Annotated in this window: 14 protein-coding genes; all 14 read left to right on the forward strand. The window is 69.0% G+C overall.

Annotation, left to right across the window (positions count from 1 at the left end; translation table 11 throughout):
- Positions 1–79: 79 nt before the first annotated feature.
- The 14 genes from AB4Y74_RS04320 to AB4Y74_RS04385 all read left to right on the forward strand — a co-directional run bounded on the left by AB4Y74_RS04320 (position 80) and on the right by AB4Y74_RS04385 (position 13,617).
- Positions 80–1,792: a nitrite/sulfite reductase gene (locus AB4Y74_RS04320; protein WP_441797881.1), complete on the forward strand. Its 1,713-nt coding sequence runs from the start codon at positions 80–82 to the stop codon at positions 1,790–1,792.
- Entirely contained in the window at positions 1,789–2,529 is a 741-nt protein-coding gene (locus tag AB4Y74_RS04325) for a phosphoadenylyl-sulfate reductase (RefSeq protein ID WP_441797882.1), read from the forward strand. The genes AB4Y74_RS04320 and AB4Y74_RS04325 overlap by 4 nt, the downstream gene beginning before the upstream one ends.
- Positions 2,526–3,446 (forward strand): sulfate adenylyltransferase subunit CysD, encoded by a 921-nt coding sequence (cysD, locus tag AB4Y74_RS04330; RefSeq protein WP_441797883.1) that lies wholly within the window; start codon positions 2,526–2,528, stop codon positions 3,444–3,446. Before AB4Y74_RS04325 ends, cysD begins: the two co-directional genes overlap by 4 nt.
- Positions 3,446–4,813 carry a sulfate adenylyltransferase subunit 1 gene (locus AB4Y74_RS04335; RefSeq protein WP_441797884.1) on the forward strand — a complete coding sequence of 456 codons (1,368 nt, stop codon included), beginning with the start codon at positions 3,446–3,448 and terminating at the stop codon, positions 4,811–4,813. The genes cysD and AB4Y74_RS04335 overlap by 1 nt, the downstream gene beginning before the upstream one ends.
- On the forward strand, positions 4,806–5,855 hold the full coding sequence (locus AB4Y74_RS04340) for an ABC transporter substrate-binding protein (protein WP_441797885.1): 1,050 nt from the start codon (positions 4,806–4,808) through the stop codon (positions 5,853–5,855). The genes AB4Y74_RS04335 and AB4Y74_RS04340 overlap by 8 nt, the downstream gene beginning before the upstream one ends.
- Positions 5,856–5,860: 5 nt before the next feature.
- Positions 5,861–6,613, forward strand: a complete 753-nt coding sequence (locus AB4Y74_RS04345) for an ABC transporter ATP-binding protein (protein WP_441797886.1) — start codon at positions 5,861–5,863, stop codon at positions 6,611–6,613.
- Complete coding sequence (locus AB4Y74_RS04350; RefSeq protein WP_441797887.1) at positions 6,603–7,514, forward strand: ABC transporter permease; 912 nt, start codon at positions 6,603–6,605, stop codon at positions 7,512–7,514. The genes AB4Y74_RS04345 and AB4Y74_RS04350 overlap by 11 nt, the downstream gene beginning before the upstream one ends.
- Complete coding sequence (cobA, locus tag AB4Y74_RS04355) at positions 7,511–8,287, forward strand: uroporphyrinogen-III C-methyltransferase (protein ID WP_441797888.1); 777 nt, start codon at positions 7,511–7,513, stop codon at positions 8,285–8,287. The genes AB4Y74_RS04350 and cobA overlap by 4 nt, the downstream gene beginning before the upstream one ends.
- On the forward strand, positions 8,284–9,672 hold the full coding sequence (locus AB4Y74_RS04360) for an FAD-dependent oxidoreductase (RefSeq protein ID WP_441797889.1): 1,389 nt from the start codon (positions 8,284–8,286) through the stop codon (positions 9,670–9,672). Before cobA ends, AB4Y74_RS04360 begins: the two co-directional genes overlap by 4 nt.
- Positions 9,669–9,998: a ferredoxin gene (gene fdxA, locus AB4Y74_RS04365; RefSeq protein ID WP_441797890.1), complete on the forward strand. Its 330-nt coding sequence runs from the start codon at positions 9,669–9,671 to the stop codon at positions 9,996–9,998. Before AB4Y74_RS04360 ends, fdxA begins: the two co-directional genes overlap by 4 nt.
- On the forward strand, positions 9,991–10,938 hold the full coding sequence (locus AB4Y74_RS04370; RefSeq protein WP_441797891.1) for an NAD(P)/FAD-dependent oxidoreductase: 948 nt from the start codon (positions 9,991–9,993) through the stop codon (positions 10,936–10,938). Before fdxA ends, AB4Y74_RS04370 begins: the two co-directional genes overlap by 8 nt.
- 12 nt (positions 10,939–10,950) lie before the next feature.
- Positions 10,951–11,382, forward strand: a complete 432-nt coding sequence (gene panD / locus AB4Y74_RS04375) for an aspartate 1-decarboxylase (RefSeq protein WP_441797892.1) — start codon at positions 10,951–10,953, stop codon at positions 11,380–11,382.
- A 33-nt stretch (positions 11,383–11,415) separates the two neighbouring features.
- Positions 11,416–12,354 (forward strand): cysteine synthase A, encoded by a 939-nt coding sequence (gene cysK, locus AB4Y74_RS04380; protein ID WP_441797893.1) that lies wholly within the window; start codon positions 11,416–11,418, stop codon positions 12,352–12,354.
- Positions 12,355–13,362: 1,008 nt separating this feature from the next.
- The gene (locus AB4Y74_RS04385) at positions 13,363–13,617 is read left to right on the forward strand and encodes a hypothetical protein (RefSeq protein WP_441797894.1); all 255 of its coding nucleotides are present in this window, start codon (positions 13,363–13,365) and stop codon (positions 13,615–13,617) included.
- The last annotated feature ends 1,171 nt before the right edge of the window (positions 13,618–14,788 follow it).

Below are 14,788 nucleotides of genomic sequence, written 5' to 3' on the forward strand. Positions count from 1 at the left end.
TACGCTCGCCCTTCCGTTCGGTTGGAAGCGAGCCCTAGGTTCCTCCCTGATCCGCGATCGCGCGGAGGAAGGACTCTCGGTGACGATCTCGGAAAAGCAAACCGCCCTGGCGGCGACCCGGCAGCGTCGTCCGGACGCGCGCCCGAACGGTCAGTGGGCGGTCGATGGAAAGGCTCCGCTGAACGGCAACGAGGTGTGGAAGCAGGAGGATGGCGGGCTCGCCGTCCGTGAGCGCATCGAGCGCGTCTACGCCACCGGCGGGTTCGCGTCTATCGACCCGACCGACCTGCACGGACGCTTCCGCTGGTGGGGGCTCTACACCCAGCGCAAGCCGGGGATCGACGGCGGCAAGACCGCGACGCTCGAGCCGCACGAGCTCGAGGACGAGTACTTCATGCTGCGGGTCCGGATCGACGGCGGGCAGCTGACGACCGCGCAGCTGCGGACCATCGCGGGCATCTCGACGGAGTTCGGACGCGACTCGGCCGACCTGACCGACCGGCAGAACATCCAGCTGCACTGGATCCGTGTCGAGGATGTCCCGGAGATCTGGCGCCGCCTGGAGTCCGTGGGCCTCAGCACGACGGAGGCGTGCGGGGACGTGCCGCGCGTCTTCCTCGGTTCGCCGGTCGCGGGGATCGCCGCGGACGAGTTGATCGACCCGACGCCGCTGATCGAGGAGATCGCCGACCGGTTCCTCCTCGACCCGGAGCTGGCGAACCTGCCGCGCAAGTTCAAGACCGCGATCAGCGGCCACCCGAGCCAGGATGTAGTGCACGAGATCAACGACGTCTCCTTCGTCGTCGTGGACCACCCCGACTTCGGCGTCGGTTTCGACCTCTGGGTCGGCGGCGGCCTCTCCACGACGCCGCGCCTCGCGGAGCGGCTGGGTGCGTTCGTCCCGGCGGAGCGGGTGCCGGAGGTCTGGCACGGCGTCGTGCAGATCTTCCGCGACTACGGCTACCGCCGCCTCCGGAACAAGGCGCGCCTGAAGTTCCTGCTCGCCGACTGGGGTGTTGAGAAGTTCCGGCAGGTGCTCGAGGAGGAGTACCTGGATGCTCCGCTCGCCGACGGACCGGCACCGGCCGCCCCAACCACTGCGGGCGACCACGTCGGGGTTCACAAGCAGAAGGACGGCCGTTACTTCATCGGGGTCACCCCGTTCGTCGGCAGGGTCTCGGGGACCACCCTCGGGCAGCTCGCCGACCTGCTGGAGCGGCACGGCTCGCAGCGACTGCGGACCACGCCGCACCAGAAGATCCTCGCGCTCGACATCCCCGAGGAGCGCGTAGAGCAGGCCGTCGCCGAGCTGGAGGAGCTGGGCCTCACCGCCCGCCCGAGCGTGTTCCGTCGCGGCACGATCGCCTGCACCGGCATCGAGTTCTGCAAGCTGGCGATCGTCGAGACGAAGGCCACCGCCACCACCGCCGTGCAGGAGCTGGAGGAACGGCTCGAGGGCCTGGACCTGCCTGCGCCGCTCAGCCTGCACGTCAACGGCTGCCCGAACTCGTGTGCGCGCATCCAGACCGCCGACATCGGGCTGAAGGGCCAGCTGCTGCCGGACGGCAATGGGGGACAGGTGCCAGGCTTCCAGGTGCACCTGGGCGGTGGACTGGCTTCCCGCGATCGCGACGAGGCCGGCCTCGGGCGAACGGTCCGTGGACTGAAGGTCACCGCCGACGGCATCGCCGACTACGTCGAGCGCATCGTGAAGCGGTTCCTCGCCGACCGCGACGAGACCGAGACCTTCGCCGAATGGGCCCACCGGGCAGATGAGGAGGCGCTGCAATGACCGCGACGAACCTGGGCAGTCCTGCGGTGCGGCCGCTCGAACTCCGTCCCGTGGCCGAGCTGCGTGCCCTCGCCGAGCGCGGGGCCCGCGAGCTGGAGAACGCGACTGCGCAGGAGCTCGTCGCCTGGGTCGCCGAGAACTTCCGCGTGGAGCGCACGGCGGTCGCCTGCTCGATGGCCGATGCCGTCCTCCCGCACGTCGTCGCGTCGGCGCTGCCCGGCGTGGACGTGCTCTTCCTCGACACCGGCTACCACTTCGTGGAGACCTACGTGACGCGTGACGAGGTCGCCCGGGCGCTCGACGTGCGCGTGGTGGACGTGACGCCTGTGCAGACCGTGGCCGAGCAGGACGCGGAATTCGGCGCCGAACTGTTCTCCCGGGATCCGAACCTGTGCTGCGCCCGCCGCAAGGTGGAGCCCCTGCGACGCTCCTTGGCCGGTTACGAGCTGTGGTTCACCGGCATGCGCCGCGAGGAGGCGCCGACTCGGACCGCGACACCGCTCATCAGCTGGGATGAGAAGAACGGCCTGGTGAAGGTGAACCCGCTCGCCGCGTGGACGTTCGACGAACTCCTCGACTACGCCACCGAGAACGCCGTGCCCCTCAACCTGCTCCTTTCCAATGGGTACCCGTCGATCGGCTGCGAGCCGTGCACGAAGCCCGTCGCCGAAGGCGAAGACCCGCGCTCCGGCCGCTGGGCCGGCCTCGCCAAGACCGAATGCGGACTGCACCAATGAGCATCAGCACAGCGATCACCCGCCTCCCGCTGGGCCACCTCGACCAGCTCGAGAGCGAAGCGATCCACATCATCCGCGAGGTGGCCGCCGAGTTCGAGCGGCCCGTGCTGCTGTTCTCCGGCGGCAAGGACTCCGTGGTCGTCCTCCACCTGGCCGCGAAGGCGTTCTGGCCGGCGCGTATCCCGTTCTCGCTGCTCCATGTGGACACCGGGCACAACTTCCCGGAGGTCCTCGACTTCCGCGACCGGACCGCGGAGCGCTTCGGCATCCCCCTCGCGGTGGCCCAGGTGCAGGACTACATCGACGACGGCCGGCTTTCCGAGCGCGCCGACGGCACCAGGAACCCGCTGCAGACCGTCCCGCTGCTCGACGCGATCGAGGCCGGCCGTCACGACGCCGTCTTCGGCGGCGCTCGCCGCGACGAGGACAAGGCCCGGGCGAAAGAGCGCATCTTCTCGCTGCGAGACGGCTTCGGCCAGTGGGACCCGCGCAACCAGCGGCCCGAGCTGTGGAGCCTGTACAACGGCCGACACACTCCCGGTCAGCACGTGCGCGTGTTTCCCATCAGCAACTGGACCGAGCTGGACATCTGGCGCTACATCGAGCGCGAAGGCATCGAGCTGCCCTCGCTTTACTACGCGCACGAGCGTGAGGTCTTCGCTCGCGACGGGATGTGGCGAGCGGTCGGCGAGGTCTCCCCGGCCGACCGCGGCGAGACGGTGGAGCGCCGGCTGGTGCGCTACCGCACCGTGGGCGACATGAGCTGCACGGGCGCGGTGGAGTCGGACGCCCTCGACGTCGCAGCCGTGGTGCGCGAGGTGGCCGCCTCCACTCTCAGCGAGCGTGGCGCGACCCGGGCGGACGACCGCATCTCCGAGGCCGCCATGGAAGACCGCAAACGACAGGGATACTTCTGATGACGCTGCAACTCGACGACGACCTCCGGGCCGACAGCGCGACGGCGGTGCGCGGCACCCTGTTCCGGTTCGCGACCGCCGGCTCAGTGGACGACGGCAAGTCGACCCTGGTCGGCCGGCTGCTGCACGACTCCAAAGCGATCCTCGCCGATCACCTCGCCTCGGTCGAGCGCACCTCCCGGGAGCGCGGCTTCGGCGGCGAGTCGGGCGGGCTCGACCTCGCGCTGTTCACGGATGGCCTCCGCGCCGAGCGCGAGCAGGGCATCACGATCGACGTCGCCTACCGGTACTTCGCGACGGACGCACGGTCGTTCATCCTCGCCGACTGCCCGGGGCACGTGCAGTACACCCGCAACATGGTCACGGGGGCCACGACGGCGGACGCCGTGGTGCTGCTCGTGGATGCGCGCCACGGCGTACTGGAGCAGACCCGCCGCCACCTGGCGGTGATCAGCCTGTTGCGCGTTCCTCACGTGATCGTGGCGATCAACAAGATCGATCTAATCGACTTCGACGCCGCCCGGGTACAGGCTGTCAGCGACGACCTCGCCGAGGTCGCAGACGGCCTGGGCATCCCGTTCCTCCACATCGTGCCGGTGTGCGCGGTGGACGGCGACAACGTCGCAGAGCGCTCGCCCCGGACCCCGTGGTATCGCGGGCCGGCGCTGCTCGAGCTGCTGGAGTCGCTGCCGACCGCAGACCAGCTCGAGGCGGTCACCGAGGAACTCAGGTTGCCGGTGCAGCTCGTGCTGCGTCCGCAGGGGGCGCTCGCCACCGGGCTGGACGCCGCCGCGCTCGACCCCGCCGAGTACCGGGACTACCGCTCGGCTGCTGGACGCATCGCCTCCGGAAGCGTCGCGGTGGGCGACCGCGTGAGCATCCACCCGGGCGGGGCGACATCGGTCGTGACCCGCATCGACGTGGCCGGCCGGAGCGTCGCCTCCGCGCGGGCGCCGCAGTCGGCCGCGGTGAGTCTCGCGGACGACCTCGACCTGGCTCGCGGTGCGCTCATCGCCGCGGCGGGCAGCCTCCCGGAGCCGCAGTCCGAGGTGACGGCCGAGGTGTTCTGGCTGGACGCCTCCCGCGGCGTACCCGGAGCTCGACTGCTCCTGAAGTGGGGGACCAGCACCGTCCAGGCCCGCCTGACCGAGATCGAGGGCCGACGTGACCTCGCGACCCTTCACGTCGTGCCCGCCGATGCCCTCGAGGCGAACGACATCGGGCACGTCACCCTCCGGACGGCGGAAGCCCTGCCCTTCGAGCCGTACGCCGACAACCGGCAGACCGGCGCGTTCCTCCTCATCGACCCGCAGTCCGGCGCGACCCTCGCGGCCGGAATCGTCTCAGGAAAGGACCAGCGTGCGTAACCCGCTCCGCATCGTCACCGTACTTCTGCTCGCCGCGACCGGAGCCGCCCTGACCGGCTGCTCGGCCCCCGCGGTGAGTGCGGAGTCCACGCCCGCTGCCGCCATCCGGGTCGGCTACTTCGACAACCTGACACACGCGCCCGCGCTCGTCGGCATCCACGACGGCCTCCTGCAGAAAGCGCTCGGGAAGACGAAGCTGCAGACCACGCAGTTCAACGCCGGCCCCGCGGAGATCGAAGCGCTCAGCGCGGGCGCGATCGATGCCGCCTACATCGGACCGAGCCCGGCCATCAACTCCTACCTGAAGAGCAAAGGCCAGTCGCTGAAGATCGTCTCGGGCGTGGCGACCGGCGGCGCAGCCCTGGTGGTCGCCGACGGCATTTCATCCGCAGCCGACCTCAAGGGCAAGACGATCGCGTCGCCGCAGCTCGGCAACACGCAGGATGTGGCGCTGCGGTACTGGCTGAACAAGCAGGGGCTGAAGACCTCGCTGACCGGCGGCGGGGATGTCACCATCGCGCCGACGGACAACGCTCAGGCACTGACGCTGTTCCAGGCCGGGAAACTCGACGGCGCCTGGGTGCCGGAGCCCTGGGTGTCGCGGTTCGTGGTGGATGCCAAGGCGAAGGTCCTGGTCGACGAGGCGTCGCAGTGGCCGGGGGGACGTTTCCCGACCACCGTGCTCGCTGTCTCCTCCACGTTCTTCAACGCGCACCCGCAGACTGTGAAGGCGCTGGTGCAGGGGAACGCGGACGCGGTCGCCGCCCTGAAGAACCCGGCTTCCGCCGCGACCGACATCAACGCGCAGCTGAAGGCGGACACCGGCAAGACGCTGGAGAACGCCGTGATCCTGCGGGCACTGGACCACGTCGCCTTCGACACCGACCCGGATGCCGCGGCGTTCAGCACGCTGGCGAAGCACGCGAGCGCGGTCGGGCTGTCGACCCCCGGCTCGCTGAAGGGCCTCTTCGACCTGACGGCGCTCAACACCGTCCGCAGCGCGGCCGGGCAGAAGGCCGGCCCGTCCGGCGGTCTGGGGTAGGCATCGTGAACGACCTGGACCGCTCGGCCGTCACCCTCACCGGGGTGAGCAAGCGCTTCGGCGCTGCCGCTCCGGTGGTGCTCGACGGTGTCGACCTGCGCATCGCCGACGGCGAGTTCCTGTGCCTGCTGGGGGCGTCGGGATGCGGCAAGTCGACCATCCTGAATCTCATCGCCGGGCTCGAGCAGCCGACGGCGGGCGAGATCGCGGTGCCGAGCGGTGCGGTCGCGATGATGTTCCAGGATGCGGCTCTGCTGCCCTGGCTGACCGCGCGGAGGAACGTGCAGCTCGCCCTGGAGCTGGCCGGAACGCCGCGCGAACAGCGGAGCGCTCGCACCGACGAACTTCTGGAACTGGTCTCCCTCTCGCACGCCGCCGATCGGCGTCCGCACGAACTCTCCGGGGGGATGCGCCAGCGCGTCGCACTCGCCCGCGCGCTCGCGCAGGACCGGCACGTGCTGCTGATGGACGAACCGTTCGCCGCGGTCGACGCGATCACCCGAGACCTGCTGCACGTGGAGCTGGAGCGGATCTGGCGACAGACCGGCCGCACCGTCGTGTTCGTCACCCACAACATCCGGGAGGCGCTGCGGCTCGGACAGCGGATCGTGCTCCTGAGCTCCCGCCCCGGTCGCGTCGCCGCCGAGTGGGACGTTCCCGCCGCGGTGCGTTCGGGCACGGACCCCGTCGAGGCCGCGCGCCTGGACGACGAGATCACCCGCCGGCTGCGAGAGGAGCTGATCCGCAATGCCGCCTGAATCGATCGTGACCGGAAGCATCGCGAGCCCGCCCGTCCGCAGCGAGGTCTCCCAACTGCACGCTCTGGAGGCGGGGCTCGACTCCCTCCAGACCGCTCCCGAGACGGCGCCGCGCCGCGCTCGCCGCATCGTGCGATCCGCCCTTCCCACCACCGTGCTGATCGTGGCGGCGCTGATCGCGTGGCAGGTGTACACGGTCGTCGCCCACCCGCGCCCCGACCTCTCGCCCGGGCCGGCCGATGTCCTGTCGGCTCTCGGCAGCGCCGTAAGTTCCGGCCGCCTGCTGACCGCGATCGGCACCAGTCTCGGTCGAGGAGGCAGCGGCTTCCTGCTTGCCGCGCTGATCGCCACCCCGCTCGGTCTGCTCCTCGCCGAGGTGCGCTGGCTGCGCCGGGCGGTCGGGCCGATCCTCTCCGGACTCCAAGTGCTGCCCTCGGTCGCGTGGGTGCCCGCCGCGATTCTCTGGTTCGGGCTCACGGATGCTGCCGTCTACTTCGTCGTGCTGCTCGGCGCCATCCCGTCGATCGTCAACGGGCTCCTCTCCGGCGTCGATCAGGTCCCCCCGCAGCTGCGACGTGTGGGCGTCGTCCTGGGCGCGTCGCGTCGCCAGCTGCAGACCCGCATCCTGTTCCCGGCCGCGCTGCCGGGCTATGTCGGCGGGCTGCGCCAAGGCTGGGCGTTCGCCTGGCGGTCGCTGATGGCGGCGGAGGTCATCGCGAGCTCGCTCGGTTTCGGCCTGGGGTCGATGCTCGAACAGAACCGCGAACTCGCCGACCTGCCCTCCGTGCTGGCGACGATTCTCACCATCCTGGTCGTGGGCATCGTGGTCGAGCTGCTCGTCTTCGCACCCCTCGAGCGAACGCTGCTGCGCCGGCGCGGGCTGGCGGGAGGGACCCGATGAACGGCTTCGCTCCCGGCTCCGTCGCCCTCGTCGGCGGCGGCCCCGGACATCCGGACCTGATCACCGTCCGCGGACGGCAGCTGCTCCTCGCCGCGGACGTCGTCATCGTCGACCGGCTCGGCCCACGGGCGCTCCTCGACGACCTCGCGCCCGATGTCGAGATCATCGACGTCGGCAAGCAACCGCACCACCACCCGGTGCCGCAGTGGAGGATCAACGAGCTCCTCGTCGAGCATGCGCGCGTGGGCAAGCGCGTGGTCCGGCTCAAGGGCGGCGACCCGTTCGTCTTCGGGCGCGGAGGCGAGGAGGCCGAGTTCTGCCGCGCCGCAGGCGTTCCCGTCGAGGTCGTGCCCGGCGTGACCAGCGCCATCGCCGTGCCCTCGATCGCCGGCATCCCGGTCACCCACCGCGGAGTCGCCGCCGGGTTCACCGTGCTGTCGGCGCACACCGACATCGATCAGGTGCCCGGCGGGCCGGAGCACACCGTCATCCTGCTGATGGGCGTCTCCGGGCTGGCCGCCACCGCTGCGACCCTCGCCGCGGGCCGCCGCGGCACGGACTGCCCGGTCGCCATCGTCGAAGACGGCTACGGCGACGGCCAGCGGGTCACGATCGGCACGCTGGGCACGATCGCGGCGGATGCTGCCGCGCGCGGGGTGCGATCGCCCGCGGTGGTCGTGGTCGGCGACGTGGTCCGGCTGGCCGACCCCGAACTCGAGCACGCTCCGCTCGCATCCCACAGCACCCTGTCCAACAGAGAGGCCCCCCAATGACCCGACCGTTCCGAGTGGCCGTCGTCGGTGCCGGACCCGCCGGCATCTACGCAGGCAACATCCTCCGGACCCGAGCGCTCGATGCCGGCATCGACGTCCGGATCGATCTGTTCGAATCCCTTCCCGCTCCCTACGGTCTGATCCGCTACGGCGTGGCCCCCGACCACCCGCGCATCAAGGGGATCGTGACCTCGCTGCACGACATGCTGGCGGACGGCTCCGTCCGTCTGATCGGCAACGTCGAGGTGGGCGCCGACATCACCGTCGACGAGCTGCAGTCGCTCTACCACGCGGTCATCTTCGCCACCGGCGCCCAGCGCGACGCTGTGGTGGAGCTCCCCGGACTCGACCTCCCGGGAAGCTTCGGTGCCGCCGACTTCGTCTCCTGGTATGACGGCCACCCCGACGTGCCGCGGCAGTGGCCTCTCGAGGCCGCCCAGGTCGCGGTGCTCGGCAACGGCAACGTCGCGCTCGACGTGGCACGCGTGCTGGCGAAGCACCCGGCCGACCTGCTGACGACGGACATCCCGGACAACGTCTACGCCGGTCTGGCCGCGTCGCCGGTGCAGGATGTGCACGTCTTCGGCCGCCGTGGCCCTGAAGACATCAAGTTCACCCCGATCGAGCTGCGCGAACTCGGCGAGGTTCCCGGCGTCGACATCGTCCTCTACGACGAAGACTTCGACCGCCGCGACGAGGACGCCACGACCGGTGAGCGCCGCGCCGCCGGCAACCAGGCCAAGGTGATGGCGCGCATCCTTCAGTCGTGGCGCGATCGCGAGTCCACGGGTGCGCCCCGCCGCCTGCACCTGCACTTCTGGCACAAGCCGGTCGAGCTGCTCGGCGAGGAGGCCGTCACCGGGATCCGGTTCGAGCGCACCGAGCCGGACGGCCAGGGCGGCATGCGCGGCACCGGCGAACTGCGCGACTACGACGTGCAGGCCGTCTACCGGGCCATCGGATATCGCGGCACCCCGGTCCGCGACCTTCCGTTCGACGAGGCGGCAGGAGTCATCCCCAACGACGGCGGTCGCGTCCTCGACGGCGGCGCACCCGTGCCCGGCCTGTACGCGACCGGCTGGATCAAGCGCGGACCGGTCGGCCTCATCGGTCACACCAAGGGGGACGCCGGAGAGACGATCGAGAAGCTGCTGGAGGACTACGACCTCCTCGCCGACAGCCCAGCTGCCGACGACGACAGCGTGCTCGAATTCCTGGAGTCGCGCGGGGTTCGCTACACGACCTGGGAGGGGTGGCTCGCCCTCGACGCCCACGAGCGCGCCCTGGGCGACGGCTTCGTCGGGGAGGTCGTCCGTGAGCGGGTCAAGGTCGTCTCCCGCGACGAGCAGGTCGCCATCTCGAACCGCCAGGTGATCGTCCGATGACCTACGTCATCGCGCTGCCCTGCGTGGACGTGAAGGACCGCGCCTGTATCGACGAGTGCCCGGTCGACTGCATCTACGAGGGCGAGCGCTCGCTCTACATCAACGTCGAGGAGTGCGTCGACTGCGGCGCGTGCGAGCCGGTCTGCCCGGTGGAGGCGATCTACTACGAAGACGATCTTCCCGAGGAGTGGGCTGAGTACCACGCCGCGAACGTCGAATTCTTCAGCGAACTCGGCAACCCGGGCGGCGCCTCCAAAGTCTCCCCGCAGCCGTACGACCACCCGCTGATCGCCGCGCTGCCCGTGCAGGGGGTCGCGCATGCCTGAGGTGGTCGTCGTCGGCGGCGGCCCGGCCGGGCTCTCGGCGACCCTCAACCTGGCCCGTGCGCTCGTGGATGTCGTGCTCGTGGATGCGAGCCGCCCGCGCAACTCCGCCACGCTGCGCTCACACGGCTACCTGACCCGGGACGGATTCCGCCCAACCGAGCTTCGCGCCCTCGCAAAGGAGGAGCTCGCGGCCTACGGGAACGTCGAGCACCTGGAACGCCGGTCGGTGACCGCGGTGCGTCGGGAGGGTGACGGCTTCCTCGTCGAGGTCGGCGGCCGAACGCCCGCCGAGCACGTCACGCTGTCGGCCCAAGCGGTACTGCTGGCCACGGGCCTGACGGAGATCCTGCCGGCGCTGCCGAGCATCCGCTCCTACTACGGGATGAGCGTGTTCAGTTGCGTCGCCTGCGACGCGTGGGACCTGCGCGGCAAGGCCCTTGCACTGATCGGCGGCAACCCTGATCTCGCACGCCGGGCGGTCCACCTGTCGAGGTGGACGGACGACCTCACGGTGTTCACCAACGGTTCAGAGGCGGTCACCGCGACCGAGGAGGAGGACCTCGGTGCCCTCGGCGTCCGGGTGGAGCGCACGCGCATCCTCGACCTCGACGGGGAGCGCGGCGCCGTCCGCGCGGTCCAGCTGGAGGACGGCCGCTCCGTCCCCATCGACGGCGGCTTCGTCCGGCCGGAATGGAAGCCCGCTGCGGCCTTCCTCGACGGGATCGAGCAGCAGGTGTCCGCGGACGGCTTCCTGATCGCCGGCGCCGAGGGCCGCACCGCGGTTCCGGGGCTGTACGCCGCCGGCGACATCGTCGCCCCCGGGCCGCAGCAGATGATCATCGCGGCCGGTAGCGGCGCGCGCTGCGCCGCGGCCATCGTCGACGACCTCCAGACCGCAACGCTCCGGAGCGCCCTTGCCACGCTGTCCGAACCCGTGTGAAAGCGAGACCTGATGCTGCGAACGATGCTCAAATCGAAGGTCCACCGGGCGACGATCACCCACGCCGACCTGCACTACGTGGGCTCGCTGACGATCGACCTCGACCTGATGGACGCCGCCGACATGCTCCCCGGCGAGCAGGTGGCGGTGCTGGATGTCACCACCGGCGCACGCTTCGAGACATACCTGATCGCCGGGGAGCGCGGCAGCGGCGTCATCGGCGTCAACGGCGCCGCAGCGCACCTGGTGGGCGTCGGCTACACCATCATCGTCGTGACCTACGCGCAGCTGAGCGACGACGAAGCACGGACCTTCACACCGCGGATCGTGCACGTCGACTCCCGGAACCGCCAGATCGCCCTCGGCGACAATCCGGCCGAGACCCACCATCCAGGCACGGAACCGCCACCATTCGCCATCCTGACTTCACGCTCCACCCGCTAAAACTGCAACTACATCTTCACGAGGAAGAGGCTCATGTCCGGACACATCTACGACAACGTCACCGAGGCCGTCGGGCGGACGCCGCTCGTCCGGCTGAACCGGCTCACCGAAGGAATCGACGCCACGGTGCTGGCGAAGCTGGAGTTCTACAATCCGGCCGGCAGCGTGAAGGACCGCATCGGCGTCGCGATCATCGACGCGGCCGAGAAGGCGGGAGCGCTGCGTCCGGGCGGCACGATTGTGGAGGCGACCAGCGGCAACACGGGGATCGCGCTCGCGATGGTGGGCGCAGCCCGTGGGTACAACGTCATCCTCGCGATGCCCGAGACGGCGAGCAAGGAGCGTCGCGTCCTGCTGCGCGCGTTCGGCGCGAAGGTCGAGTTGACGCCCGGCGCCGACGGGATGCGCGGCGCGGTCGAGATCGCCCAGCAGATCGTCGAGAGCACCGAGAACGCCATCTGGGCACGCCAGTTCGAGAACGAAGCCAACCCGGCGATCCACCGCGCCACCACGGCGGAGGAGATCTGGGAGGACACCGACGGCGGCGTCGACATCTTCGTCGCGGGCGTCGGCACCGGCGGCACCATCACGGGCGTAGGCCAGGTGCTGAAGGAGCGCAAGCCCGGCGTGCAGGTGGTCGCGGTCGAGCCGCTCGACTCGCCCATCCTGAACGGCGGGAAGCCCGGTCCGCACAAGATCCAGGGGATCGGCGCGAACTTCGTGCCCGAGATCCTCGACACGACGATCTACGACGAGGTCGTGGATGTCACGCTCGACGACGCGCTCGACGTGGCGAAGAAGCTGGCGAGCGAGGAGGGCATCCTGGCCGGCATCTCCTCCGGCGCGATCATCTGGGCGGCGCTGCAGGTGGCGAAGCGTCCGGAGAACGCGGGCAAGACCGTCGTCGCGATCGTGTGCGACACGGGCGAGCGGTACATCTCCACGCCCCTCTGGGCGGAGCTCCTGGACTGAGCGGAGTCCTGTCTCGTCAGGCACAGGGCCCGAAGATCTGAAGGTGGTCCAGCAGAGTCAAGCGCGAGCGGGGCTCGACGTCTAGTCGCATGGTTCTTCGGCGGCCGGCCGCGCAAGTATCCGTCTCACCGTTGATTCGCTTACTTGGTAAGCCTGGGCGAGATCTCTCCTGCTGGCGCACTTTCGCGCAAGGCACACAATTTCTAGACGTTGGGGGTCGCTGAGCGACGATGACTTGGCCCTAGCGGCTGTGTCGAAGCCAGCCCGTCGCAAGAGGGTACGGATGGTGTTGCGTCTGACGCCGTATCGCTTGGCGAGCTCATACGTCGAAGCTCCATCCCTATAGTCCTCGATGATATGAGCGGTGACCGTCCGATCGAAATAAGCGCTGCGCGGGGCAACTTGCTTCCTCCGATCGGGCACCGACTGACGCGCGTCCACACACAAGTCGGCGATCGCCCCGACGGTGCTCGCAGGATGTAAGTAATTTGCGAGCACCCCGACGTAACGAAAGAGCCGGTGGGCACGAAGGTCGCAAAGCGACCACGTGCCCACCGGCTCTTTCGTTACTCGCTGCTGTCTAATGGGGTCCCCGCGCGCGAGGGGCCCCGGGCGACGCCCCGCGCGAAGCGCGGAGCGGCGTTTGGGGTAGCGCGTGGGGCGCAGCTCGCGACGCCTGTGGAGAAGCCGTGCGCCTGAGAGCAGCTAATCGAGCGCGCGCGCGATCTTAAGGTCGTCAGTGGACGTGGCGACAAGCGGAATGACGATCGGCCATGTGTCGACCTCATGGGGACCCGAGGCGGGCGTTTCCGGCAAGTTGGGCTTCGACACTCAAAAGCCCGGCTTCTATCTCAGCGGGGGTTGCGAGGCTACCCTTGGGCCCGTTGGTCTGTATGGGGAAGGCGGAATTCAGGAGCACGGTTCGCTGGGCTGGGGCGGCTATGGAGTTGCAATTGGCGCCAAGGCCGGTTGTTCAGCAGGCCAAGGTTGGGCGTGGTAGGAAGAACTGTGGGTACCGTCTTGCCGAACCTGATAATCGGCCCTTTGGTGATTGTGATCGGGGTGCTCGTCATTGTCTTCCGCAGGCAGGTGCGTGATGCCACGGTCAACGCGGAGAAGACCGCAGTGGGGGACAGAATTGGCAGGGCGGCCGGGCTCTTGCAGACGCCGTTCTGGGTCGCCGCCGCTGGAATAATCGGTGTTCTCGTTGGGATTCTGATGCTTATCGGCGGAGTCGTCACCCTCGTCTCACACAACACATGAGCGCATTCAGTGTGGAAGCGATCTCCGTGGGGTTTGTCTCCATCCTTCTCGGTTGCGTACTCGTTATATGGCGACGTCAAGCATCCGAGCGCCTACAGCGCAGAGCCGAACGAGCGGCCGTTACGCCGTCGTTCATGTCTTCTGCCACCTACCTGCAGTTTGTCGGTGTCTTCGGTATGGCCCTTGGAGTCGGTTCGCTCATCATCGGACTAGCAAGCCACGCATCGTAGCTGCTCTCTTCGCTGCCTACTCGGGCCTGCACGACACGAGGTACGGCCGCGTAACCGGCGCCTCCAGGGGCTGACAACGGCGGGGACTGGCTCCGACTTAAGCGAGCCGAGCTGCGCACGGCCACTGCGTAGTCTGGGTTCTGCGGCGAGCTGCCGGTGCCCGGACCGCGAAGTACTAGGAGTCGACGATCAGGGATGCGTGCATATTCAGGCCGTCGAGGTTGCTTTGCACCTTTGACACACGCAACGGGTCACCAAGCGCGCCATCGCGCGCAGCCAACACCGTTTCCTCGTGCGCTAGCTTGCCGAGCGATATGTTGCGACCAAAGCGTTCTGAATGGCCCTGGCGCTTCGTATCGAAAAGGGAGGGGGACCCATCTCCTGTGAAGAGGAGCATGTTGGGCGGGGTGTCTGGGTGTCGAATTACTCCTGGAGATGCGCAAACTGCTGGGTTTCGTCGCGACTCATGTGCGGAATCTCGATACCTACCCCTACGGGCGACACCAGCTTCAGCGTTGCTCCCGTATATGGAGTTTCCCCTAGTCGTCGATTAGCAGGCCCGCGACGCTGTCGCCGAAGTTGATCGATTCAACCGCCATGACCCGAGCCTAGAAACGGACGGGGTTTCGACGGGGATCGGCTTCCGGGGCGTTTCGCTCGACGGGCCGCTTGCCCAGTGCCTGCGTGATAGGCGATGACGGGAATCAAACCCGCGTAATCAGTTTGGAAGACTGCCTTAGGCGATCTGCGGCACCCGCAGCCGCCGCCCGGTTCAAGCGCCCCCGTCTGTGGCAGCGTGAATGACGCGTCGCAGCAAGCGTCTGACGGTCGATTCGCTAACTCCGAAGTCGTGGGCGAGTTCTTTTCGTGATCTACCGGCCTCGGAGCCCCGGCGCAGTTCTTCCGATTCTGACGTCGACAGCGCGATGAGGTTGGCGCGA

Source organism: Leifsonia sp. RAF41, from assembly GCF_052114085.1.
GTDB lineage: Bacteria > Actinomycetota > Actinomycetes > Actinomycetales > Microbacteriaceae > Leifsonia.

Bases quoted from the DNA above. Each gene is read 5' to 3' on its own strand.
- AB4Y74_RS04325 (WP_441797882.1), top strand. From the start codon at position 1,789: ATGACCGCGACGAACCTGGGCAGTCCTGCGGTGCGGCCGCTCGAACTC.
- cysD (WP_441797883.1), top strand. From the start codon at position 2,526: ATGAGCATCAGCACAGCGATCACCCGCCTCCCGCTGGGCCACCTCGAC.
- AB4Y74_RS04335 (WP_441797884.1), top strand. From the start codon at position 3,446: ATGACGCTGCAACTCGACGACGACCTCCGGGCCGACAGCGCGACGGCG.
- AB4Y74_RS04350 (WP_441797887.1), top strand. From the start codon at position 6,603: ATGCCGCCTGAATCGATCGTGACCGGAAGCATCGCGAGCCCGCCCGTC.
- cobA (WP_441797888.1), top strand. From the start codon at position 7,511: ATGAACGGCTTCGCTCCCGGCTCCGTCGCCCTCGTCGGCGGCGGCCCC.
- AB4Y74_RS04360 (WP_441797889.1), top strand. From the start codon at position 8,284: ATGACCCGACCGTTCCGAGTGGCCGTCGTCGGTGCCGGACCCGCCGGC.
- fdxA (WP_441797890.1), top strand. From the start codon at position 9,669: ATGACCTACGTCATCGCGCTGCCCTGCGTGGACGTGAAGGACCGCGCC.
- AB4Y74_RS04370 (WP_441797891.1), top strand. From the start codon at position 9,991: ATGCCTGAGGTGGTCGTCGTCGGCGGCGGCCCGGCCGGGCTCTCGGCG.
- panD (WP_441797892.1), top strand. From the start codon at position 10,951: ATGCTGCGAACGATGCTCAAATCGAAGGTCCACCGGGCGACGATCACC.
- cysK (WP_441797893.1), top strand. From the start codon at position 11,416: ATGTCCGGACACATCTACGACAACGTCACCGAGGCCGTCGGGCGGACG.